This is a genomic window from Desulfocicer vacuolatum DSM 3385 (genome assembly GCF_900176365.1).
Classification (GTDB): Bacteria; Desulfobacterota; Desulfobacteria; order Desulfobacterales; family Desulfobacteraceae; genus Desulfocicer; species Desulfocicer vacuolatum.
On the sequence record NZ_FWXY01000011.1, the window covers coordinates 140,281 to 164,501 of the forward strand.

The window sequence follows — 24,221 nt, forward strand, 5'->3', positions numbered from 1 at the left end:
TTCCATATAATACTCTATGGTTGCTATTTCCCGTGAATGAGACCCCGAATAAACGGTAGATTGAAAATTGCGGACTCCCTAACTGCCATGGGCTGACCTGATTTTGACTTGGTTCTGCCCATGGCAAAAATAGAAAGTGTCCCAGAATTTGAGGAAAATTTGCCATCCATCATATGGTCCCCAAAAATGTCGACACTTTTTTTGAAATGCTTGCCAGAAAAACGTGGGGATGGATTTGGAAAGTGCAAAACGGGAATGGGTTCTGGCAACCGTTCATAATCAAACGCTTCGGGAAAAAAAAGATTTAAAGACATCAATGACTTTTTCTATGTCCTCCGGCCCAATGTCCAGGTGGGTGACCAGACGCAGATCATCCTCATCGGAAACGAGAATGCCCTTTTCCTTCATAAAAAGAGAAAGACCGGTGCCTTTTCCCCGGGTGGAGACAAACACCATGTTGGTCTGACCGGAATCCGGGCTGATGTCAAGTTCTTGAATATCAGAAAGGCCCTCTTTCAAACGGGTGGCATTTTCATGATCCATGGCCAGTCGTTCAATATTGTTTTCCAGAGCATAAATCCCGGCTGCAGCCAGCACACCTGCCTGGCGCATGCCGCCTCCCAGCATTTTTCGCCATCTTCTGGCTTTTTGGATCAATTCAGGGGAAGCGCACAGCACAGACCCCACCGGGGCACCAAGGCCCTTAGACAGGCACACTGACACAGAGTCAAAGTGGTTTGTGATATCGGTCACCGGGCAATTGAGTTTGACGGCGGCATTGAATATCCTGGCTCCATCCAGGTGAAATTTCAATTTTCTGGCAGTGGCAAAGGTCCGGGCATCCTCAATATACTCCATGGGGAGCACCTTACCTCCCTGGGTATTTTCAAGACATAAAAGGGCGGTGGGGGCAAAGTGAAAATCATCGGGTTTGATGTATTGGGCCACTTTTTCAAGGTCCAGAGTGCCGTCGGGCTCAAGGTCCAGGGGTTGGGGCTGGATGCTGCCAAGGACGGCGGCTCCCCCTGCCTCATATCGATAGGTGTGGGCTTTTTGTCCCACTATATATTCATCCCCCCGCCTGCAATGGCTTAAAAGGGCCAGGAGATTACTTTGGGTGCCTGAACTGCAATAAAGGGCAGCCTTTTTTCCCAGCATATCGGCGCAAAGGGTTTCCAGGCGGTTTACAGTGGGATCTTCACCATACACATCATCTCCGACTTCTGCCTGGGCCATGCAGTGTCGCATGGCATCACCGGGTGTTGTTACTGTGTCGCTTCTCAAATCAATCAATGGGTTTTCCTTTGGTGTTTTTTTAATATTTGTTATGAATAGACCAATCTCAGAATAAGGCCTGCCCATGGCAGTTATAAAAAATTATTTTTTTGTTCCCACCATGAGCCCGGATTCCATGGGACCCCGGTAGGGGGTACGCCGGATATTTTCAATGCCGGCGCGTGTCATCATGGCGTTAATTTCATTTTCAGAATAAGACTGTCCTCCCTGGGTGCCAAGCAGCATATTCAAGGAGAAAAGGGCCGGAAAAAGAGGACCGTCCTTGGCAGGATCCAGTATGAAATCATGGATGATCATCATTCCCCCCGGTTCCAGGGTGTGTGCTGCCTTTTCCACAATGAGATCACAGTCAGAAGGAGAATCCCCATGCAGTATATGGGAAAGCCACACCACATCGTATTTTCCTTGAATCTCTGTTTCAATGAAATTACCTGCCTGGAAATCAATCCGATCACTCATATTAAATTTTTCAATGGTTTTTTGGGCAAAGGGCCGGGTGGTGGGGAGGTCAAACACCGTTGCCATAAGATTGGGGTTGTGCATGCAAAAATGGATGGCATAGGTGCCGGGGCCGCCTCCAAGGTCCAGGAACCGGGTTTTCCCGGAAAGATCAAGGGTGGGTACCAGCCCGGGGGCCATGCCCATGGCCAAGTTGAACATGCCCATGAGAAAGCTCTCCCGGCGGGATTCATCATCATGGGATATGCTGCTGCGGACGGCCTTGCCGGAGATGACTGCCTCATCAAGCCGGGACCATGATTCCACCAGATGGTGATGGTGCATGATCATGAATCCCACATATTGGGGGGAGTCCTTACATAAAAAGGTGGTGGACATGGGGGTCTGGGTGTAATGTTCTCCCTTTTTTTTGATCAGTTCCATGGCACACAGGGCATTGAGGAGCATGGCCACAGCCCTTGGCTCTGCATGAATTTTTTTTGCCACATCCAGGGCCGTGGTCTCCTTGTGGCCCATGGCAGTGAAAATATCAAGTTTTACAGCCCCATGCAGGGCGCAGGTTTCCCAATAGGCCCCGGAAAGGCTCAGAAGTTTTGACGGATTGAGGTGCTCTTTTTGCATAATGCCTCCTTTTTGAATATTTGAAACTCAACTTTCGGGCTTCATTTCAAAGCCGGCATTGTTAAATGTACCCATGGGCTCAGTGTGCCGACGGGGTCAGGCTTTTGTTATTGATGTTATCGACCAAGGTCTTTGCCAACGAAAAAAGCCTCGATAACGAAAGCCTGACCCCACCACGAAATGCGAACACCGAAAGTTGAGTTTGAAAATTCTATCCTTTTTAAAAAAAACATTCAATTTTTTTTCTGATGGTGTGATATAAATCCAGACATGCGGTTATCAGATGAAAAATCAAATTTTCCTGCTAAACTCTTTTTGCCGGCCATATTCATATTGCTTGTGGTGGTACTGATGACAGTATTCATTGCCTGGTCCACCTGGCATAACCTTGACCGGGATCGGAACAACGCCGTAAAATGGCTTTTACGTGAAGCCGATGCTTTGATCCATATCATGAAAAATGATGTTCGTGCCCAGATGAAAAAAGGACAAAGGATCAAGCCTGCCCTGGAACAGATTATGAAAACAATGGGAACAACGGAAAATGTGGCTTATATTCATTGCTTTAATCCCCGGACCGGGGCGGTTTTTCCCCCCCCTGTCCATGGAAATAAAATTCTGACATCATTGACAAACAAAAACGTGGGATTATTTGGAAATGGTTATAAAATCATAAATATCAATGACAACAGACCTATTCTGGAGTTAACACGACCGCTTATTTCATTAAACGAAAATGCCTTGAGAAGTGAAGATATAAAAAACGATCAACTTCCGGATGCCGGGTCTTTCCAAGGGCAGATGGAAAAAAATGATGGTGATATCCATGTGGTTATGGGGTTAACCATGGATCTTTATAAGGCGGCCGGACGTGCCGATTTTCATCATGCCGTTATCATGATTTCCATCTTGCTGGCCCTGGGTGCCGGTGCCGTGTTTTTTGTTTTTATTATTAAAAAATATATTGAAGATTTAAGTCGCATGCAGCGACTTAAGGAGCAGGTTCAGAAAAATGAAAAATTTGTCGCCATTGGACAGCTCAGTGCCGGTGTGGCCCATGAGATTCGAAACCCTTTAAGCTCCATCCGGGGATTTGCCCGGTTTTTTGTCCATCATTTTGAAGATCATGAGGAAAACCGCGAATATGCCATGATCATGGTCAAAGAGATTGATAGGATCAATGGGGTCATTACAGATTTGATAACCTTTGCAAGGCCCTTGGCCCTTCATCAAAAAATGGTGGATGTCAAGCCCCTTGTCGGCCATGTACTACGTCTCATTGAGGGTGATTTCAGATCCCGGGGCGCTGTGATTTCCATGGCGATTGATGAGCATATGCCCCCCCTTTTCATGGATGAAGATCAGATGAAGCAGGTGTTGCTTAATTTACTCATAAATGCCCTGAATGTCCTTGATGCCGGACAGAAGATCATCGTGGGCGGAGCGGTTAAAAAAGATGGTTCCCGGGGATATCTATGGGTTGAAGATGAAGGCCCCGGCATTCCTATAGGGGATCATCAATGTGTTTTTGATCCATTTTTCAGTGGTGGTAATAAAGGAACGGGACTGGGGCTTGCCATTGCCAATAAAATCGTTGAAAATCACGGCGGCATATTAACCCTGGAAAGTCCGGTCCCTGGAAAACCAAAGGGGTGTCGCTTTACCATGTCTCTTCCCATGACAAACAAAGGGGATGTGCCTTGACTCCAATGAAATTGTTGATTGTGGATGATGATGCTTCCCATTTAAGAATGCTCCATGCGGTGCTGGGCCGTCAAGGCTATAACGTGGATACAGCTCAATCTGGAGAAAGGGCACTGGAAAAGGTCCGTCATGGAACCTATGATCTGGTACTCATGGATGTAAAAATGGAAACCATGGATGGCATTGAGGCCATGAAGCGTATGATCACCCTGCGTCCGGGGATTTCCATTATACTCATGACAGCCTTTGGTTCTATTAATGCGGCGGTGGATGCCATGAAAAAAGGGGCAAGGGATTACATCACAAAACCCATCGATATAGATGTTATGATATCCCTGTTGGGCAATATCCTTTCCCATGAAAATACCATTGTTTCCGGAGATTCCACAAGTATTGCCTCTGGGAACCGTTTTTATTTTCCGGGAATCATCGGAGAAAGTGATGCCATGCAAACTGTTTTCGAAATGGTGTCACGGGTGGCACCCACAGATGCCTCGGTATTGATTGTGGGAGAAAGCGGAACAGGTAAAGAGCTCATTGCCAATGCCATCCATGCCCACAGCCATAGAAAAAAAGAACCTTTTATCAAGGTCAATTGTGCTTCCATACCGGAAACACTTCTTGAAAGTGAACTTTTCGGGCATATGAAAGGGGCTTTTACAGGGGCCGTAAAAGAACGTCGGGGGCGTTTTTATATGGCTGACAAGGGCAGTATCTTTTTGGACGAAATTGCAGAAATGTCCATGAGTCTCCAGGCTAAACTGCTACGGGTGCTACAGGAAAAAAATTTTGAACCCCTGGGAAGCGGCAAAACCATCCAGGTGGATATCCGGGTGATTTCTGCCACCAACAAAGTTCTGGCATCTGAAATTGCAGAGAAAAGATTCCGGGAAGATCTTTTTTATCGCTTGAACGTGGTTTCCATTTCCCTTCCTCCCCTTTGCAGTAGAAAAGAGGATATCCCTTTACTTACCCGTTTTTTTATTGAAAAATACAGCAAGGTGAACCAGCGACACATTACAGGTTGTACCGATTCAGTGAAGGCACTTTTGGAACAATATTCCTGGCCGGGCAATATCCGTGAACTTGAAAATGTCATGGAGCGGGCTGTGATATTGACCCGTGGTCCCATGATCACACCGGAAGATTTGCCCGTATCAATATTTCCGAAAATCCAGGAAAAAAAGACCTCCTCTTTCATGGCTCCCAGGGAAATATCATTAAAGGAGATGGAAAAAAAAATGATTTTAAAAACCCTGGAAGAGACCGGGGGCAATAGAACCCGCACCTCGGATATTTTGGGAATTTCCAGAAGAACACTTCAGTTAAAATTGAAAAAATATGGAGTAAATTAGATGGGACTTTTTTTTTCCCGGAAACCCCGGTGGAATCAATTTTCCATGACAATGTATCGCATGCCCTTTGGGTTGGACAGGTTAACCCCCGGGGTGGATAACAATCGATATGATGTTTGTTTGAGCCAGACCTTTTGCAGGAGTGCAGAAGCTTTTATTTTTTCCCTCATGGAAGAGATGAACATGCCCTCCGGAGAAAAAAAAGACACGGATAAAGGTATGGACATGGCCACCAGGGATCATTTTAAAGAAAGTTATGAAGACCTGATGCGATCTGCCATCAATCAGGCAAAGGTCCGGCGCGAAGTCCAGGTGGATTATATTGCCCGCACGGCTGTTACCACATTTGTTATTGGAGAAGTTAAAGCTTGTTTTGCCAGATTTGTGGCCGATTTTCGACAGTCCATCCAGGAAAAAGAGATCTCCCGGAGCCGCTCCTCAGAGGAGCCCCTTGCCCTTAAGGCTGCTCTGTCTGAAATTTTGTTGAAAAAAAAAAAAATTCTCCGAAATACAGGAAAAATTGTTTTTGAATACCTCAATGAAGTGGATCACAAAAACCTTAAGGGAATCCGGGAGTCCAATTTTGGTGCAGATGCATTACTGCCCGGGAATCTGTTTTTAAACCCGTTTCTTTATGTGGGTAAGATGGATGATGACTTCATGATTCAGGTCTACGACATCCTTCCCGGTCAACGAATGGAAGATGCAGATAGATACGATGTGATGCTTTCCACCATCCAGAATCGATTTCTGGAGCTGTTTTCCAATGAAGATATTCAGTTTCTGGGATCCCAGGCCATGGTGACCTCTTTGCCACGGAAAACAGATGAGTCTCCTTTGGCCATTGATGAAAAAGAGTATAGCAGGGAGATTGTGGATGGGTGGATCAAACAGGTTGATAATGCCGGGATCTTTTTTGATTTTATCAGCACCCGGGAAAAAGCCGTCTCAGTTCGGGCGCAGGGGGAAAAAGGGCAAAATTTTAGAGCGTTAAAAGAGACGGCAAAGCAGCAGCGCCTTATGTTGAAGTTTTTTTATAAAAAATTTCATGCTGCCGGAATCATCAAAAGAATATATGCGTCCTTTGAAATTCGATCCATCTGTTCTGTGTATTGTCCGCCGCTGGTGCCCCAGGTGATTTTACAGTTCATGGTGGTGCCTGGCTCCCGGAAAGTCATTATCAATCGACTCAAACGATTGTCAAAGATTAACCATGTGCCCTTTCCCAAAGGTCCCTTAAGGCAGTGTCTGAGGCGAATAACATTTCTTGGCAGATCAAAAAAACAGAACCACTTGATTCGTTTTCTTAAAGGTTTTTTCCGCTACCACAGGGATTATCAAAATTTTCTCATGCTCAAAAAGGCCATGGAGCGTATTCATCTGGTGACAAATGAAGAGCATCTCAGGCTTTCCCGGGTGAACAATACCCTTTATGAATTTCTGCTTCCCCATGAGATCACCACCGAGGAGAAACCGGTTATCACCCACACCATTTTAAAGGCAGACATAAGAGGTTCCACTGATATTGTTTCCCAGATGAAAGAAAAGGGCTTGAATCCGGCCTCCTATTTTAGTTTGAATATGTTTGACCCCATTAAAACTGTGCTCTCTGAATATGGTGCATTTAAGGTGTTCATTGAAGGGGATGCCATGATTCTGGGAATTTATGAGCGGGAAGATATGCCCGAGGGCTGGTACAGCGTTGCCAGGGCTTGTGGGCTGGCAAAGGCGATTTTGCAGATTATCCAGCGTTACAATGGAAAGAATCAACAGTTTAATCTTCCCCTTTTGGAGATTGGTATTGGTGTCACCTTTTCCCATGAACCCCCCACACTTTTTTTTGACGGAGATTTTGAAATCATGATTTCATCGGCCATCAATCTGGCTGATCGTTTGTCCGGGTGCTCCAAAGATATTCGACAGGAGGTGGAGAAAACAAAACCGTCCTTTAATAATTATGTTTTTCAGACGGCTTCCGATGAAGAAATTGCGGCCACATCAGATGATCTTTTTGCCCGTTATAATGTTAACGGCATAGAGCTGCACCCCCAGGCCTTTGAAAAATTGTCCCAGGAGATTCGACTTTTGTCCGTGGAATGCCGTATTCCCGGAATTGAGTCGGAAACGCTTAGCTTTTTTACCGGGACTTTTCCCACAGTCGCCGGTCGATCCCAGCGGATCATTGTTCGTCAGGGAACCATTCCCCATGTACAAAAGTCAGACCTTGAGTTGATTGGCATGACAGATAAAAAATATTACGAAGTGTGCACCAATCCCATGGTGTATGATTATTTAGAAAAATATCAAATATAGTGATAATGCCACATGGGTGCGAAATTTTATCGCACCCATAATGACAGCTGTGTAAAATTTTATCACTTCTTTTTTTGTAACTCCGTTGAAATCTCAGCGCTATATTTTAATATAACTGCCACGGGCAGAGCGTATTCTGATCTGGTTCCGCCCACAACAAAGCTTGAAATACGCCCCAGATCTGGGAGGCCTTTGATATAACGGGCATCTCCTGTCGGACACAACAAATATAGGGTCGTAGACGCGGAGCCAAATGGTATTATACCGCCGCCCCCCGACGGGCAATGGGCCCGGACCGGAACTGTAGACAGCTCAATTGTCCGGTTCCTATTGCCCGTCGGGGGGCGGCTCTGCCTTAGCTTGCCTTGGAGGCTGCATTGTATATAAAACTGCCACGGGCGGGCTGTATTCTGATCCGGTTCTGCCCACAACAAAGCTTGAAATATTTCCTGATTTGCGGAGTATGACATATAAAAAAATAATGTGCCATTTGGAACGGTGATTTTGTGAATTAAAATTAGCAGGTTATGCCTTTTGAAATTAGATTTTATCCCAGCTTTTTTTCATGACCTCCCATCTTGGGCATATTTGTTGCTTTATCTTAACTTGTATTTCAAAAGCCAAACCCATGAATGTAATCCTTGACTGTCATTGGAATAGGTGAATTGATGAATAAAGTGAATAAAAACATCTTAATCTTCATACCGGTGGTGTTGATGCTGGCATTGATTGCAAGCCGTCTTTTTGCAGGCGAGCTTGATGGATCTACCTCTGTGGATGATTTGTTGACAAAAGAAGTCTCCCTTGATCAGGTACTGCATTACGCCACTGAAAATAATCCATCCATTCAGGTGGAAGTTGAGACTTGGCGCACGGTGGTGGAAAAATATCGTGTGGCAACAGCCTATCCTGATCCCCAGCTCATGGTTACCTGGTTTCCCAGTCCCATTGAAACACGATTGGGTCCCCAGGAGTGGAATGCCACATTGTCCCAGAAGATTCCCTTTCCAGGGAAATTATCCACCTCTGGAGAGGTCGTTAAAACAGAGGCGGCCATGGCAAAGCTGGCCACGGATGCCCGCGTAAGGTCCATTCGAGCCAAGGTTGCCAAGTCTTTCCATGAATTGCTTTATATCCAGAAAGCCAAAAAAATTGCCCGTCAAAATGCCATTTTACTGGGGCAATTGAGTCAGATGGCACAAGCGGCCCATGCCGATGATCGCACCGCCTTGATGGATCTGCTTAAGGCACAATCCCAGGAAGGGCAGCTCCAGTATGATATATTGCTCCTGGAAGAGCTTGGGCACACTGAAAAAACAATATTAAACACTCTTTTGAATCGTTCCCCTGATACCGGGCTGGGAGCGTTACAGGATGTTGAGATGGTGCCACTTAGCTGTTCCCTTACGACGTTATATCGCCTGGCCGATGCCAACCAGGAAGGGATTCGCATCTCAGATTTAAAAATTGAAAAAGCAAGGCTTGATGCGGCTTTTTCAGAATATTCAGGCAAGCCTGATTTAAAGCTGGGACTTTTTTATGCAGCCATTGGTGAACCCGATGTTGCCTCTCCCCCAAAAGATGCCGGGGATGATGCCGTGGGCATACAGTTTGGCGTTAATATTCCCCTTTGGTCCGGTAAGAACCAAGGTCGGATTAACATGGCCAGGGCCGGGATCGCCCGGCAAAAAGCCATGAAATCAAAAATCGTGAATCAAACCCACAGCACCATACGCGCCCTTTTCTTTAAACTCAACAATTCACAACGTCTGGTGGCCCTTTACCGGGACAATATGCTTCCCCAGGCCCTGAAGGCTCTGGAATTTTCCCAGGAGTGGTTTCAACAGGGGCAGGGAAGTTTTTCCGATGTGGTGGAAGCCCAGGCTGCGGTCTATAATTTTCAACTATCCCTTGCCAGGGCCAGGGCCGACCATGGGGGAGCCCTTGCAGAACTTGAACGTCTTGTGGGCGGTTTTGATCAATGTCTGGATTCCTCCAGGATGGTTCCTGGAAAATCGGCAAAGGAGGCAGGTGATGGTTAAACGGATAATTTTTATTTTTATGGTGATTTTTTCTCCCCTTACAGGGTGGTGTAATTATAATACGTTGATGTCCACATTGGATAGCTATACGCCGCCTCCGGTAAGTTCCGCAATTCCACGGGTGATGATTCATTCACGAACATTGCCCGGAGATGGGGGTAGTGGGGATTTCCCGGTGCAGGAAAAGATGTCTGGAAAAATAAGTTTTCGGTACAAAGTCTCTCCTGGCATGACTACAGCTTCCCGGGGCATGGACCTTAATGGGGGAGCAGATTTTATGGATAAAAAAGGTGGACCTTCAGCCATTAACTGGGGCGTATCGCCGGATGTTTATGGCGGTAAAAAGGCAGAGAAAATAAAAGAATTTTTTGTTATTCCGTCTTTCCTTGCAAAAAAACTCTCCGGTGTGGACAGAGACGAAAAAAAAGCAGTATCTCTGGTGAAAAAAGAGATTTCCCCCGGGTTGCTGTCAGGAATGACGCTTTTAAGAAATCCCGGTGTTGCCCAGGCCCGTTTCCTGGTGGATGCAGAGCTTGCCACCCATAGTCAGGTGGATGATCTTAACCTTGTTCTGGAACAATATGCCGGGTTTACAAAAGCCTTGATGAATGGTGTGGGGCCGGTAAAGGGGCGATCTTACATTGATAACGGTTTTCCGTTTCCCGGGGTTACCGCCTTAAAGGGCCAGGTGGTGGCATATTCTGTGGCTGCGGCCCGGGAAGGACTGGCCATGGCCCGGCGCGATGCTGTCACCGAGGTTCAGCAGGCGTTCTGGAATCTGGTGTATCTTATCCAGGCCCGGAACATCACCCGGGAATCCCTGGTTTTGTTTAAAAATCTTCATGGGGTGGCAGATACCCTTTACCGATCCGGAAAAACCGGTTTTCAGGATGTGACCCGGGTGACCGTCAAGGTTCATGTTCTGGAAGATGCATTGCTGACCCTCCGGGAAAAGAAGCGAAATGTCCAGACCATGATTCTTTCGCTGGTGAATTTGCCTCCTGAAACCTTGCTGGGAAGTCCTGTTGCGCCTTCTCTTTCTTTTAATGTGCCCAAAATTGAAATTTTATACGACAGGGCACAGAAAAATCGTCAGGAGTTAAAGCAGGTTCGGGCCGTCATCGGCAAAATGGAGCGCATGGTGGAGATGGCAGAAACCATGCTTTTGCCCGGTTTTGATCTGGGATTTTCCCGATACAGGGATGATGCTGTTTTCAAAGTTGGCTCTTTGTCCATGGGAACGGCTTTCCCCAAAGAGATACCGGCCTCCATGGGTAAAGGACTTCCAAAGAAACCGTGGTTCGGTGTTGGATCTTCCTGGCTCATGGAAACCCGGAAGCGATTAATCGCCAAAAGGGAAAAATTGAAAAACATGGAAGCACAGACCCGAAAAATGGTTCGAGTGGCATGGTCTGAGCTGGATAGGGCCGTCAGGACATCAAAATTGTACGGAGACACTGTTGTGGGCTTGTCTGCCACGGCACTTGAGGTCTCCACCCGGGAGTATGAATCCGGACGGGTGTCGTTTACCGATGTGGCAGGCGCTTACTCTGATTGGCTAAGGGCCCGCTTGGCCCATGCCAGAGCCAGGGCTGATATCGGTATCTACAGGGCCCGCCTGGCCCGGATAATTGGAACAGGGAGCTGATGTAAAGGCAATGGGGCATGGCAGTAGATAACTGTGTAGAGTTGAAAAAGATGGTTTTCCCAGAACGCAATTAAACCAACAAGCAAGAAGAGAAGGGGATTCCACACAGGAGATATCATGAATGAAAATAATAAAAAAATATTTCCCATGAAAATAGTTGCCATCACCGTAATTTTAACGATTGCTCTTATGGTAACTGGACTTTATCTGGCTGGATTTCATCTTCCCCACAGGTCTGTGATGCCCCAGGGAGAGGTTTTACTGGATGAGCCTGAAGAGCAGTTGTGGACCTGTGGCATGCATCCATGGATCATCACCAAAGAACCCGGTCTTTGCCCCATCTGCAACATGGACCTTGTTATAAAAGCCGATGCCGGTGCGGGGGATGAAAAAAATAACAAAGAACGAAAAATTGCTTATTGGCGGGCACCCATGGATCCCATGGAGATCTACGGGGCACCGGGAAAGAGTAAGATGGGAATGGATCTCACCCCTGTTTATGAGGATGAACTCATTGGTGGTGTGGCGGTGAAGGTGGACCCGGTCACCCGGCAAAACATGGGAATCCGTACGGAAATGGCTGAAAAAGGCATTCTAAAGCATACCATCAGAACCTATGGGCATATTACCTATGATGAAACCCGCACGGCCCAGATCAGCCCCAAGGTGGATGGATGGATTGAGGAATTACATGTAAACTTCACCGGAGAGGCGGTGAAAAAAGGGCAGCCCCTTCTTGAAATATATTCTCCCCAGTTATTGTCCGCCCAGGAGGAGTATCTTTCGGTGTATCGCTCCCTGAAAGGAGGCCGACAGACCCAGGCCGGAAGTTTTCTGGAATCATCAAGACGACGCCTGAGTTACTTTGATGTGGCTGAGGCGGAAATTCAAGCCATGGAAGCTTCGGGTCAGGTGAATAAAACAGTTCGCATTCGATCTCCTTTTTCCGGTGTTGTGACCCATAACCGGGCCGTCCAGGGTGGATATGTCAAGGCCGGAACCCCCCTTTATACCATTTCAGACCTTTCCAGGGTGTGGGTGGAGGCACATATTTATGAGTACGAGCTGGCCCGGGTCCGGGTGGGACAGGATGCTCAAATGTCACTTCCTTATCTTCCCGGTAAGATCTATCAGGGGAAAATCACCTTTATTTATCCATATCTCCAGGAAAAAACCAGGGATGTGGTGATCCGCCTTGAATTTGAAAATCCTTTGATGGAGTTAAAGCCCCAGATGTATGGGGATGTCTCCATCAAAACCGGGGGTACAGAAACGGGGATTATGATCCCTTCGGAATCGGTGATTCGGTCTGGTGAGCGTAATCTTGTGTTTGTGGCCCGGGGGGAGGGAAAGTTTACACCAAGAGAAGTGTCCCTTGGCGCCTCCCTGGATCACGGGAAGGTGCAGGTAATAACGGGGCTTGGGCCCGGGGAGTCGGTGGTGACATCAGGGCAGTTTCTCCTGGATTCGGAGTCAAAGCTCCAGGAGGCGGTAAAAAAGATGATGGACGTTGCTAAAGAATCGTCAACACCTGCCCTGGATGATGCAGATGATTTTTTTGAAGATATGAAATAGCCCTTTAAAACTACCGTAAATTTTTGCCTTTAAACCGTGTCAACAACCCCTGAGCTAAAGACTCAGGGGGGTGCTTGCCTGTTTTCTATAAAATTTGATTTTTTATAACGGGCATGTCCTGTGGAACATAACAAATATAGGGTCGTAGACGCGGAGCCAAATGGTATTGTACCGCCGCCCCCGGCCCGGACCGGAACTGTAGACAGCTCAATTGTCCGGTTCCTATTACCCATCGGAGGGGCGGCTCTGCCTTAGCTTGCCTTGGAGGCTGCATTGTATATAACTGCCACGGGCGGACCGTATTTCCGTTAATGCCTGGCGTGGGGGAGGCGTAATATGATTGAAAAAATAATTGAATGGTCGGTGAACAATAGGTTCATGGTGATGCTTGTCACCTTGTTTGCCATTCTGGGGGGGATCTTTGCCATGGTCAATATACCGGTGGATGCCATCCCGGATCTGTCCGACGTCCAGGTGATTGTGTACACGGAATATTCCGGCCAGGCCCCCCAGGTGGTGGAGGATCAGGTGACCTATCCTTTGACCACTGCCATGTTAAGTGTGCCCTTTGCCAAGGTGGTGCGGGGATACTCCTTTTTTGGCTACTCCTTTGTTTATATTATTTTTGAGGATGGCACCGACCTTTACTGGGCAAGATCCAGAGTGCTGGAATATCTTAATTTTGTCTCCGGTCGTCTGCCTGCCGGGGTCACCCCCAGCCTTGGACCCGATGCCACCGGTGTGGGCTGGGTCTATGAGTATGTGTTAAAGGATACCAGCGGCAAGTACGATCTCCAGCAGATGAGGAGCCTCCAGGACTGGTATCTCAGATATGAACTCACCGCAGTTCCCGGGGTATCCGAAGTGGCAAGTATTGGCGGTTATGTCAAACAATACCAGATTGAAGTGGATCCCAATAAGCTGCTGGCTTACAATCTTCCCATTGGCAAGGTGAAAAAGGCCATACAGCGTTCCAATAACGATGTTGGCGGCAAGCTTTTGGAGATGGGAGAGACTGAATTCATGGTACGGGGTCTTGGCTACATCACCTCCAGGGAGGATATTGAACGCATTGCTGTGGGGGTGGATGAATATGGCACCCCCATACTCATGAAAAATATTGCCACTGTTCACATGGGTCCTGAACTTCGCCGGGGTATTTTGGAATGGAACGGAGAAGGAGAGGTGGTGGGGGGCATTGTGGTTATGCGTTATGGGGCCAATGCCCTTGATGTCATTGACCGGGTAAAGGCAAAATTAAAAGATCTTGAAAAGGGACTGCCCCAGGGGGTTATCATAGAGGCCGGGTATGACAGATCGGGTCTCATCCACAGGGCCGTTACGACTTTAAAGACCAAACTCATGGAGGAGATGGTGGTGGTGGCCCTGATTTGTATTCTTTTTCTCATGCATTTCAGGTCGGCATTTGTGGCCATATTTACCCTTCCCGTGGGAATCCTCATCTCTTTTTTGATTATTTATCCCCTGGGTATCAATGCCAATATCATGAGCCTTGGCGGCATTGCCATTGCCATAGGTGTGATGGTGGATGCCTCGGTGGTGATGGTGGAAAATGCCCATAAACATCTGGAGCGGGACACCGGAGATAAATCCCATGCCAGGATCATCATGGAAGCCTCCAAAGAGGTGGGACCGGCCTTGTTTTACAGCCTTTTGATCATTACGGTCTCTTTTTTACCGGTGTTTACGCTGACAGAACAATCCGGTCGCATGTTCAAGCCCCTGGCCTATACCAAAACCTTTGCCATGGCAGCTTCTTCGGTGCTGGCTGTGACGGTGATTCCGGTATTAATGACTTTCTTTGTGGTGGAAAGGCCTCTGCCTGCCACCCTTGCTCCGGTGAAAAAACGTCTGATTTATTATCTTTTTCCCCTGGCACCGGCAATGCTGGTGATTACTGCCGGTACCATTGGTGTGACCCTGCCGGACTGGAGTCTTGCCGCAGCCCTTTTGCTTGGGATTTTTATTCTTATCTGTCTGGTGCCCCAGCGGATTTTTCCAGAAGTTAGAAACCCCATGAGCCGTTTTTTTGTAAAGATTTATCTGCCCATGATTCACTGGGTGTTGAACCGGCGAAAAACAACCATATTAATGGCAATTATCATTGTTGTGTTAACCTGGTATCCTTTTTCCCGCCTGGGAAGTGAATTCATGCCACCCCTGGATGAGGGGGATCTGTTGTACATGCCCACCACCCTGCCGGGGATATCCATTACCAAGGCAAAGGAGTTGCTCCAGCAGACAGATAAAATTATTCAACGTTTTCCTGAGGTTCATCATACCCTGGGGAAGATCGGCAGGGCAGAAACCCCCACGGACCCTGCTCCTTTGAGTATGATTGAAACCACCATTACCCTGCGGCCCCGGGTGGAATATGAACGTGTTGTTGTGGAACGATTTTTTTCCCATTGGCCCCCCTGGCTTAAAAAACCCCTTACATGGTTCTGGCCCGAAGAGAAAAAGGGCAAGATCCTCCATGAATGGCGGAAAAAAGAGGTGGAACGATTTTTCTCCCATTGGCCGGAATGGATACAATGGCCCCTTTCCATGGTGTGGCCCAGGGAACGGTATATCACCATTGATGAACTGGCATCGGATCTGGACCGGGCCATTCAGTTCCCCGGTTTGACCAACGCCTGGACCATGCCCATTAAAACCCGCATTGATATGCTGTCCACAGGTATTAAAACCCCTGTGGGCATTAAACTCATGGGCCCGGATCTTGCGGTACTCACCGATCTGGGTGCCAAAATAGAGGCCGTGGTCCGGGAGATCCCAGGTACCTTGTCTGCCTTTTCCGAACGGGTCACCGGGGGAAATTATCTGGATTTTCAGATTCGCAGGGATCAGATTGCCAGGTACGGACTCACTGTGGGAGATGTTCAGGATGTTATTATGACCGCCATCGGTGGCATGAACGTCACTTACACCGTGGAGGGGCTGGAGCGGTATCCTGTGAATTTGCGCTACAACCGGGAACTTCGTGATGACATGGACCGTATTCGGCGGGTATTGGTGCCCACCTCCACCGGGGCCCAGGTACCTTTGGCCCAGTTGACAGACATTGCCATACACAAGGGACCCGCCGGTATCAAGAGTGAGAATTCCAGAAGAACCGCCTGGATTTATGTGGATATCCGGGGGGTGGATCTGGGGAGCTATGTGAAAAATGCCAAGATGGTGGTGGATCAGAAAATTGACATTCCTCCGGGATACTCCATGGTGTGGTCCGGCCAGTACGAGTACATGGAAAAGGCACGAAAAACCTTAAATATCATTGTGCCTGCCACCCTGGTCATTATTTTTATTCTTTTATACATACATTTTAAAAGCATTGTGGAGGCCGTCATTGTCATGGGAACCCTTCCCTTTGCCATGGTGGGGGGGATCTGGCTCATCTTTATTCTTGATTATAATGTTTCTGTGGCCGTGGTGGTGGGTTTCATTGCCCTTGCAGGACTTGCCGCAGAAACCGGGGTGGTCATGCTTGTGTATCTGGATGAGGTGTTCCATCGTCAAAGGCAGGCAGGTGTCATGCGCACCCCAAAAGATCTGGCAGGTGCCATCATTGAGGGGGCTGTGGAGCGGGTTCGACCCAAGATCATGACCGTGGCCACAACCCTCATCGGTTTGTTACCGGTGATGTGGGGAAATGCCACTGGAGCCCAGGTGATGAAGCGCATTGCCGCCCCCATGGTGGGCGGATTGATATCCTCCACCATATTAACTTTAATTATTATTCCTGCAGTCTATTTCATATGGAAACAGTGGGAGGTGAAGAAAAATTAATTTTGTAATCTTTTGTTCCACAAAACCATTGTAATGACGGGCATGCCCTGTGGGACACAACGAATATAGAAAATGGTATTATGCCGCTGCCCCCCGGCCCGGACCGGAACTGTAGACAGCTCAATTGTCCGGTTCCTATTGCCCGTCGGGGGGCGGCTCTGCTGAGGTTGCCTTGGAGGCTGCATTGTATATAACTGCCATGGGCAGACCATATTGGGATTTGACCTGCCCACAACGAAGAATGAAAATTTTGTGATTCCAGATCTTTGGAGAGAGTCTCATATAAAAAAAGAACATTAATTTAAAGGGAGATTGAACATGAAGAAAATAATGATCATAACACTGTTTTGTTTTTTTGGAGCCTTGGCATTTGTCCCATTTACCCTGGCTGCGTCATCGTCCCATTCCGGGCATGGCATGGATTCTATGAATACAGAAAATGTTGAAGGTAAAGCCATGGACGGCCATGCCGGTCATGATATGGCCAAAGAAAAGAATGCCCATGCAGGTCATGATATGAATGCCCATGACAATCATGAGATGAATTCGGAAGGTGGGAAAACATCCCATGGTGGAGATACCATTCATTCATCCATGGTGGATGGCTATCATTTCACCTACAAGCTGATAGACATGGCTGCGAAAATGAAGGGGATGAAGGATATGCCGGAGATGAAGGCCACACATCATTTGATGTTATTTGTTAAATCCCATGGGGGGCAAATCATGAAAACGGCAACTGTGGGATTTCTCATTGAAAATCCCGATGGCACTTTGCAAAAAATGATGGGTATGGCCATGGCCGGCGGATATGGTGCCGACGTGGAGTTCAGCCAGGCAGGAAGCTATACCGTTAAGATGAAAGCCCTTGTGGAAAAAGATAAAGTCATGGATCAATTTGAGTACGAAATTAAGGCGCATTGATTTTTTAACGCCTGATACCACCGGGTATTTGGATTGTTTTTTTAACTGCCGAACGGTGAATCGGGTGTTAAATAGCCACGGGCAGGCCGTATTTTGATCCGGTGCTGCCCACAACAAAGATAGGAAATTCTCCACAGATTTACGGAGTACTTCATATAAAAATTAATTGAAATGCATTTTCATATAACAGGTACCGTTTACGATGTTATTTTCCAGTGGGTGTTCTGTTTTTTGAAATAATTTTATCATGGACTGATTTTCCGGGAGCACTTCTGCGGTTAATCCTTCAAGGTTAAGGTTCCGGGCCAGTTTAACCAGAAGTCTTAATAAATAGGTGCCAAGGCCTATTCCCTGGTATGCTTCATCAATGAGAAAGGCCACCTCTCCATAATTGGACTCTTCATCCTTTACAAAGCGTGCCTCTGCAATTATTTTTTCACTGTCTGATTTTCCCACCAGCCCCACAATGGACATCTCTTTACTATAATCCACATTAACATATTCCTGCATTTTATCGTGGTTCATGGTCTGCACCAGATAAAAAAAACGGTAAAAAATCATCTGATCTGAAAATCGATAGAATAATTTTCGCATGCCCTCTTCATCAGATGGTTTTATGGCCCTGAATTTCACATTTACCCCTCCTTTAAATTCAGCGGTGGTGGATATATGGGAAGGGTAGAGATGGGCCGATTCCCTGATGAAAATCTGGTTGGGATAAATGATTTTTTTCTTTTTGGCCTGTTCAACAAGATGTTCCCGGTCATCGGGGTGGGCAATTTCTATCATGGCCTGGGCCTTCTCCCTTATGGTTCGCCATTTCAGGTTGGCCACTCCATATTCCGTGACAATCATATGAACCGATTCCCGGAGTCTGAGCTGATTGGGATAGTCCATCAATGAGACCATTACATTGGCTTCTCCTTTACTGTTGCGGCTGGGAAGCCCGATGATGGTGCATCCGTTCTTTGATGCATCGGCCCCTGTGAGAAAATCCACCACTTCACCGGGACCTGTAATAACCGCACCCTTTGAAGGAAAGGAGACCCCCCCCAGAAGATCCACCTTGCTTGCCTCGTACATGGCTGTGAATTGTGGATTTTCTGCAATGAGCCGGGGATTGCACACATAATCAGTTCCCTGGAAATCCACCAGAGGGTTACGATCCAGCCATTTTAAAAGTTTTTGGGAGCCCAGGGCATATGACGTGAGGGATTTTCCCCGGAAAGGGGATTTGCAGTAGTTGGTCACGGCACCGCTTTTCACCAGATCTGCCATGGCATCGGTGAAATAAAGGGAGTGTATTCCAAGGTCTTTTCTCTCTGTGAGATGGGGGACAAGCGCTTCAAAAAGGGGGCTGTGAGAAAAGCTCAGACAATCTCCATCCCTGATGATGGAGGCCACATTGGCTGCCACCCGGTCCATCTCTTCTGTGATTTTGAATCGTTCATAGAGCACCGGTGCCCGGGTGGATCGCACCAGAAAATCAAAATCTTTTATGGGGACAAAGGTGTCGCCAAAGGTGAATGGCACCTCTTCATTGATTTCTCCCACCACGATTTTTGCCTGTTCCATCACCTCCCTTGCCACATCCACGGCAGGCCCCAGGCTGCAATAACCGGCTTCATTGGGCGGTGTTATCTGGATAAAGGCCGCATCAATGGGGATTTTACCTGATTTTAGAATTTTGGGTATCTGGGATGCATAGGCCGATATGAGATCCACCTGGCCCGAGGCAATGGTATCAGAGGAGACAAATCCTGAAAAAAAGCTTTTCAATCGGTAATTCTGGGCATTGATTTTATCAATGGATAGAATGACATCACCCTGTACGGTGAGCTGAATCAATTCAATATCCCGGATATTGTTTTCGTCGGCGTCCAACAACATTTTCATCAAAGTTCTGGGGGCCGCAGGTCCGGTTCCAATGAAAATACTCATGCCGGGTTTTATTTTGGAAAAAACTGTTTCTGGAGAGACCAGGTGTGATTCCCAGTTGGTTCTGTTAATGGCGGGCATATCAAACTCCTTGTGATGGCTTTGCTGGGAAAGATCCCCAAGGTGCTTTGAATGTTCTCTTTTAATTAAGACCTTTGCCAATTTTATGGTGGTTGGAATTTTAAGATATCCATTGTGAATCAAATGCGAGTATCAATATAATATATAGTATTATGATTGCCAAATTTTAAATCGGTTCTGAGTGGGGCAAAGGTCTTGTTAATATGTCTTTGTTTTTATCAGTATTTCCTCCCATGGGCAAGGGGGACAATTTAATCTCTCATTTGCCGGATATCTATGATATAAAATATTTATGGCTGAATTCTTATTCCTGTGGATGAGCAACCCGTGGGACAGCCATTGGAAAAGCAGAGTTGAGAGGGAAGATATGATAAAGATGTTTCGGTCCTGGTTTGAGAAGTATTTTTCAGATCCCCAGGTTATTATTCTGGGGGTGATGCTGTTGGTTGGATTTTCCACGGTTTTTTTTCTGGGAAGTATGCTGATGCCTGTTTTCATAGGTGTTATCATTGCTTATCTGCTGGAGGGGATTGTCCAGCGCCTGCAATATTTAAAAGTTCCCAGAAAGGCCGGTATTCTCATTGTTTTTATCCTTTTTATCACCTGTTTTGTCATTACTGTGGTGGGGGTTTTTCCTCTTTTATCTCACCAGGTGGTGCAGTTTGTCCAGGAATTACCTTCCATGTTGACCAAAGGGCAAAAGGGACTCCAGGCGCTTTTAGAACAATATCCGGAACTCATCAGCCGGGCACAGATTGATGATCTCATGACCTCCATTGCATCGGAAATTTATAATCAGGTGCAACAAATTCTCTCCTTTTCCCTGGCATCGGTGAAAAATATTATTGTGATTATTGTTTATCTGGTGCTGGTGCCGTTGCTGATCTTTTTCTTTTTAAAGGACAAGGAGCTTATCCTGGACTGGTTAAAGGGCTTTTTGCCGGATAATCGGGACCTTTCAAAGCAGGTCTGGCACGAAGTGAATCTTGAGATAACTAACTACATCCGGGGGAAAATCTGGGAAATTCTCATTGTCTGGGGGGTGAGTTATATCACCTTTATCTCTTTTCAGTTAAAATTTTCTTTGCTGCTTTCCCTTTTTGTGGGCCTTTCCGTGTTAATCCCTTATATTGGTGCTGCTGTGATTTTTCTGCCCGTTGCTTTGGTGGCCTTTTTTCAGTGGGGATTTGTTCCCAAGACCGCCTGGCTCATGCTCTCCTATGGTATTCTCCAGGCTTTGGACGGTAACCTTCTGGTGCCGTTGCTTCTTTCCGGGGTGGTGAGTCTTCATCCAGTGGGCATCATTGTGGCGGTGTTGGTTTTTGGCGGATTGTGGGGGGGGTGGGGGCTTTTTCTGGCCATTCCACTTGCCACCTTGGTGCATGCGGTTCTTAAGGCGTGGATGGGGAAACAGAATGCGTAAACTTACACTCTCCAAGGCAGGCAGATGACTACCACAAAAGAACAGCAGATTGAGCAAAAACTGATCAATAATCTGGTCGATCTCAAATACATTTACCGCAAAGATATCCGTGACCGTGATGCACTGGAAAACAATTTTAGAGACAAATTTGAAGCACTCAACAAAGTTAAGCTAACGGATTCTGAATTTGTAAGGCTGCGGGATCAAATTGTCAGTTCGGATGTGTTTGCCGTTTCAAAAATTTTGCGCGGCCTGAACAGCTTTGAGCGTGAAGACGGCACACCGCTTCACTATACATTGGTTAATATCAAGGAATGGTGCAAAAATACCTTTGAGGTGGTTAACCAGCTGCGTATCAACACGCAAAACAGTTTCCATCGTTATGACGTAATTTTGCTGATCAACGGGGTGCCCATTGTGCAGATTGAACTCAAGGCCCTGGATGTCAGCCCCCGCCGCGCCATGCAGCAGATCGTTGATTATAAAAATGATCCCGGCAATGGCTATAGCAATACGCTGCTTTGCTTTGTGCAACTTTTTGTGGTGAGCAATCAAGCCAATACCTGGTATTTTGCCAATAACCATAGCCGGCACTTTAGTTTTGATGCTGATGAACGTTTTTTGCCTGTTTATCAATTTGCCGGGGAAGATAATCAAAAAATTGTCCACCTGGATGACTTCACAGAGCATTTTCTGGCCAAATGCACCCTGGCTGAAATGGTCAGCCGTTATATGGTGCTGGTTGCCAGCGAACAAAAACTCATGATGATGCGCCCCTATCAAGTATATGCAGTGCAGGCCATTGTGGAATGTATTCACCAGAACCGGGGCAATGGCTATATTTGGCATACCACTGGCAGCGGCAAGACTCTGACATCTTTTAAGGCATCCACCCTTCTTAAGGATAATCCGGATATTGAAAAATGCCTTTTTGTGGTGGATCGTAAAGACCTGGACCGTCAAACAAGAGAGGAGTTCAACAGATTTCAGGAAGGATGTGTAGAAGAAAACACCAACACTGAAAAACTGGTTCAACGTCTTATTTCCAATGATTATGCCGACAAAGTTATTGTTACCACCATTCAGAAGCTTGGCATTGCCTTAAACAGCAGGAACAATGCCGATAATAAAAGCAAAAAGGGGCAAAGCTACAAGGAACGCCTGCAACCGTTAAGCAAAAAGCGTGTGGTGTTTATTTTTGATGAGTGTCACCGTTCTCAATTTGGAGAGAACCATAAGGCAATTAAGGAATTTTTTCCCAATGCCCAGTTATTCGGTTTCACCGGCACGCCGATTTTTGAGACCAATTCCAGTTATCAGCAGATTGAGGGCCGGGAAGCCTCATTTAAAACCACAGAGGATCTCTTTCAAAAACGGCTCCACGCCTATACCATTACCCATGCCATTGAAGACCGCAATGTGCTGCGTTTTCATATCGACTATTTCAAGGGTGAAGGCGATGTAAAACCAAAGTCCGGCGACACCCTGTCCCGGCAGGCAGTGGTGGAAACCATTTTAAAAAAACACCATGGTGCCACAGCATGTAAAAAGTTCAATGCCATTCTCGCCACAGCCTCAATTAATGATGCCATTGAGTATCATCGTTTGTTCAAAGAAATTCAGGCCCAACCACAGGCAGAAGATGACAGCTTTTTGCCCTTGAATATCGCCTGCGTCTTTTCTCCCCCCGCTGAAGGCAACAAGGATGTGCAGCAGTTACAAGAAGATCTGCCCCAGGAAAGGGTAGACAATGAAGAAGAGCCCAATATAAAGAAAGAAGCACTAAAAGAGATCATCGCCGACTATAATGAAAAATATGGTACCAACCATCACATTAATAATTTTGATCTTTATTACCAGGATGTACAAAAGCGCATCAAAGATCAACAATACCCGAACAGCGATCTGGCCCATAGTCAAAAGATAGATATTATAATTGTGGTGGATATGCTTCTCACCGGTTTTGATTCTAAATATTTAAATACTTTGTATGTGGATAAAAATCTTAAATACCACGGTTTGATTCAGGCATTTTCCCGCACGAACCGGGTGTTGAATGACACCAAGCCCTATGGCAATGTGCTGGAGTTTCGGGGTCAGGACAGTGCCGTTGATGAGGCGATTGCCCTGTTCTCCGGTGAAGATGCCCAGCGTTCCAAAGAAATCTGGCTGGTGGATGCCGCTCCCAAAGTCATCGAGCAACTGAAAAAGGCAGTCAGCAGCCTGAATGAATTCATGCAGTCCCAGGGGCTGGAATGTGCACCGGAACAGGTGGCCAACCTTAAAGGCGATGACGCCCGGGCCCAATTTGTTAATTCATTTAAGGAAGTGCAGCGTTTAAAAACACAACTTGATCAATATACAGATCTGACTCCGGAAGAAAGCAGCAACATCGAACAGGTCATACCCGAAGATCAAATGCTTGCCTTTCGCGGGGTATATCTTGATACTGCCCAGAAGCTTAAAGCCCGGCAAGACAAGGGCGGAGACGAGTCTGACCCCATACAGCAGCTTGATTTTGAATTTGTACTCTTTGCCTCCGCCGTGATTGATTACGACTATATCATGGGGCTGATATCCCGCTACAGCCAGGGCACTCCCCAAAAACAGAAGATGACCCGCAGGCAACTTGTCGGCCTGCTCTCCTCCACTGCCAATTTCATGGAAGAGCGTGAGGAGATGATTGCCTATATCGACACGTTGAAGGCAGGCGAAGGGCTGAGTGAGCAAGCCATACGTGAGGGATATGAAGCCTTTAAGGCTGAACAATTCACCGGTCAACTGGCGCAAATCTCAAAAATGCATAAATTGGAAATCCATACACTCCAAATGTTTGTGGACGGTATTATGGATCGCATGATTTTTGACGGTGAACAACTGACTGACCTGCTTTCTCCCCAGGAACTGGGCTGGAAAGAGCGCAGAAAAAAAGAGCTGGCATTGATGGCTGATTTGATGCCCCTGCTTAAAAAACTTGCCCAGGGGCGTGAAATTTCGGGGTTGGACGCATATGAATGATAAAATTCGGAAAA

Annotated in this window: 14 protein-coding genes; 10 read left to right on the forward strand and 4 right to left on the reverse strand. The window is 46.8% G+C overall.

Going from position 1 to position 24,221, the window contains the following annotated elements; all coding sequences use genetic code 11:
• Positions 1-23: 23 nt before the first annotated feature.
• The 3 genes from B9A32_RS21725 to B9A32_RS11535 all read right to left on the reverse strand — a co-directional run bounded on the left by B9A32_RS21725 (position 24) and on the right by B9A32_RS11535 (position 2,376).
• Positions 24-314 (reverse strand): hypothetical protein, encoded by a 291-nt coding sequence (locus tag B9A32_RS21725; protein ID WP_084069553.1) that lies wholly within the window; start codon positions 312-314, stop codon positions 24-26.
• A complete protein-coding gene (ltaE, locus tag B9A32_RS11530) occupies positions 280-1,293 on the reverse strand; it encodes a low-specificity L-threonine aldolase (RefSeq protein WP_232367137.1) in 1,014 nt (337 codons plus the stop codon). Before ltaE ends, B9A32_RS21725 begins: the two co-directional genes overlap by 35 nt.
• An 84-nt stretch (positions 1,294-1,377) precedes the next feature.
• The gene (locus B9A32_RS11535) at positions 1,378-2,376 is read right to left on the reverse strand and encodes a methyltransferase (RefSeq protein ID WP_084069557.1); all 999 of its coding nucleotides are present in this window, start codon (positions 2,374-2,376) and stop codon (positions 1,378-1,380) included.
• A gap of 351 nt (positions 2,377-2,727) precedes the next feature.
• On the opposite strand from B9A32_RS11535, the gene B9A32_RS11540 reads away from it, so the two are divergent.
• The 8 genes from B9A32_RS11540 to B9A32_RS11580 all read left to right on the forward strand — a co-directional run bounded on the left by B9A32_RS11540 (position 2,728) and on the right by B9A32_RS11580 (position 17,747).
• Entirely contained in the window at positions 2,728-4,080 is a 1,353-nt protein-coding gene (locus B9A32_RS11540) for a two-component system sensor histidine kinase NtrB (protein ID WP_170923800.1), read from the forward strand.
• Positions 4,081-4,085: 5 nt separating this feature from the next.
• Positions 4,086-5,435 (forward strand): sigma-54-dependent transcriptional regulator, encoded by a 1,350-nt coding sequence (locus B9A32_RS11545; protein WP_084069561.1) that lies wholly within the window; start codon positions 4,086-4,088, stop codon positions 5,433-5,435.
• Positions 5,436-7,748: a hypothetical protein gene (locus tag B9A32_RS11550; RefSeq protein WP_084069563.1), complete on the forward strand. Its 2,313-nt coding sequence runs from the start codon at positions 5,436-5,438 to the stop codon at positions 7,746-7,748. It begins immediately after the preceding gene.
• Between the two features lie 668 nt (positions 7,749-8,416).
• Positions 8,417-9,790, forward strand: coding sequence for a TolC family protein (locus B9A32_RS11560; protein WP_084069568.1), 1,374 nt, complete (start codon positions 8,417-8,419; stop codon positions 9,788-9,790).
• Positions 9,783-11,438 (forward strand): TolC family protein, encoded by a 1,656-nt coding sequence (locus tag B9A32_RS11565; protein WP_170923801.1) that lies wholly within the window; start codon positions 9,783-9,785, stop codon positions 11,436-11,438. Before B9A32_RS11560 ends, B9A32_RS11565 begins: the two co-directional genes overlap by 8 nt.
• A 117-nt stretch (positions 11,439-11,555) precedes the next feature.
• Positions 11,556-13,013, forward strand: a complete 1,458-nt coding sequence (locus tag B9A32_RS11570; RefSeq protein ID WP_084069572.1) for an efflux RND transporter periplasmic adaptor subunit — start codon at positions 11,556-11,558, stop codon at positions 13,011-13,013.
• 336 nt (positions 13,014-13,349) lie between these two features.
• Entirely contained in the window at positions 13,350-16,823 is a 3,474-nt protein-coding gene (locus tag B9A32_RS11575) for an efflux RND transporter permease subunit (protein WP_084069574.1), read from the forward strand.
• A 318-nt stretch (positions 16,824-17,141) separates the two neighbouring features.
• Positions 17,142-17,747, forward strand: a complete 606-nt coding sequence (locus B9A32_RS11580) for a hypothetical protein (RefSeq protein WP_084069576.1) — start codon at positions 17,142-17,144, stop codon at positions 17,745-17,747.
• A 162-nt stretch (positions 17,748-17,909) separates the two neighbouring features.
• On the opposite strand, the gene B9A32_RS11585 is transcribed toward B9A32_RS11580, so the two are convergent.
• Positions 17,910-19,847: a GNAT family N-acetyltransferase gene (locus B9A32_RS11585; protein WP_332308510.1), complete on the reverse strand. Its 1,938-nt coding sequence runs from the start codon at positions 19,845-19,847 to the stop codon at positions 17,910-17,912.
• 286 nt (positions 19,848-20,133) lie between these two features.
• Between B9A32_RS11585 and B9A32_RS11590 the strand changes: the two genes are divergently transcribed.
• Both B9A32_RS11590 and B9A32_RS11595 read left to right on the forward strand, forming a co-directional pair.
• Complete coding sequence (locus B9A32_RS11590) at positions 20,134-21,189, forward strand: AI-2E family transporter (protein WP_084069578.1); 1,056 nt, start codon at positions 20,134-20,136, stop codon at positions 21,187-21,189.
• Positions 21,190-21,213: 24 nt separating this feature from the next.
• Positions 21,214-24,207 (forward strand): type I restriction endonuclease subunit R, encoded by a 2,994-nt coding sequence (locus B9A32_RS11595; protein ID WP_084069580.1) that lies wholly within the window; start codon positions 21,214-21,216, stop codon positions 24,205-24,207.
• Positions 24,208-24,221 lie beyond the last annotated feature (14 nt).

What these genes read in the sequence shown, in the direction of transcription:
- B9A32_RS21725 (WP_084069553.1), bottom strand. Translation starts at nt 314, where the DNA reads ATGTCTTTAAATCTTTTTTTTCCCGAAGCGTTTGATTATGAACGGTTG.
- B9A32_RS11535 (WP_084069557.1), bottom strand. Translation starts at nt 2,376, where the DNA reads ATGCAAAAAGAGCACCTCAATCCGTCAAAACTTCTGAGCCTTTCCGGG.
- B9A32_RS11540 (WP_170923800.1), top strand. Translation starts at nt 2,728, where the DNA reads ATGACAGTATTCATTGCCTGGTCCACCTGGCATAACCTTGACCGGGAT.
- B9A32_RS11545 (WP_084069561.1), top strand. Translation starts at nt 4,086, where the DNA reads ATGAAATTGTTGATTGTGGATGATGATGCTTCCCATTTAAGAATGCTC.
- B9A32_RS11550 (WP_084069563.1), top strand. Translation starts at nt 5,436, where the DNA reads ATGGGACTTTTTTTTTCCCGGAAACCCCGGTGGAATCAATTTTCCATG.
- B9A32_RS11560 (WP_084069568.1), top strand. Translation starts at nt 8,417, where the DNA reads ATGAATAAAGTGAATAAAAACATCTTAATCTTCATACCGGTGGTGTTG.
- B9A32_RS11565 (WP_170923801.1), top strand. Translation starts at nt 9,783, where the DNA reads ATGGTTAAACGGATAATTTTTATTTTTATGGTGATTTTTTCTCCCCTT.
- B9A32_RS11570 (WP_084069572.1), top strand. Translation starts at nt 11,556, where the DNA reads ATGAATGAAAATAATAAAAAAATATTTCCCATGAAAATAGTTGCCATC.
- B9A32_RS11575 (WP_084069574.1), top strand. Translation starts at nt 13,350, where the DNA reads ATGATTGAAAAAATAATTGAATGGTCGGTGAACAATAGGTTCATGGTG.
- B9A32_RS11580 (WP_084069576.1), top strand. Translation starts at nt 17,142, where the DNA reads ATGAAGAAAATAATGATCATAACACTGTTTTGTTTTTTTGGAGCCTTG.
- B9A32_RS11590 (WP_084069578.1), top strand. Translation starts at nt 20,134, where the DNA reads ATGATAAAGATGTTTCGGTCCTGGTTTGAGAAGTATTTTTCAGATCCC.
- B9A32_RS11595 (WP_084069580.1), top strand. Translation starts at nt 21,214, where the DNA reads ATGACTACCACAAAAGAACAGCAGATTGAGCAAAAACTGATCAATAAT.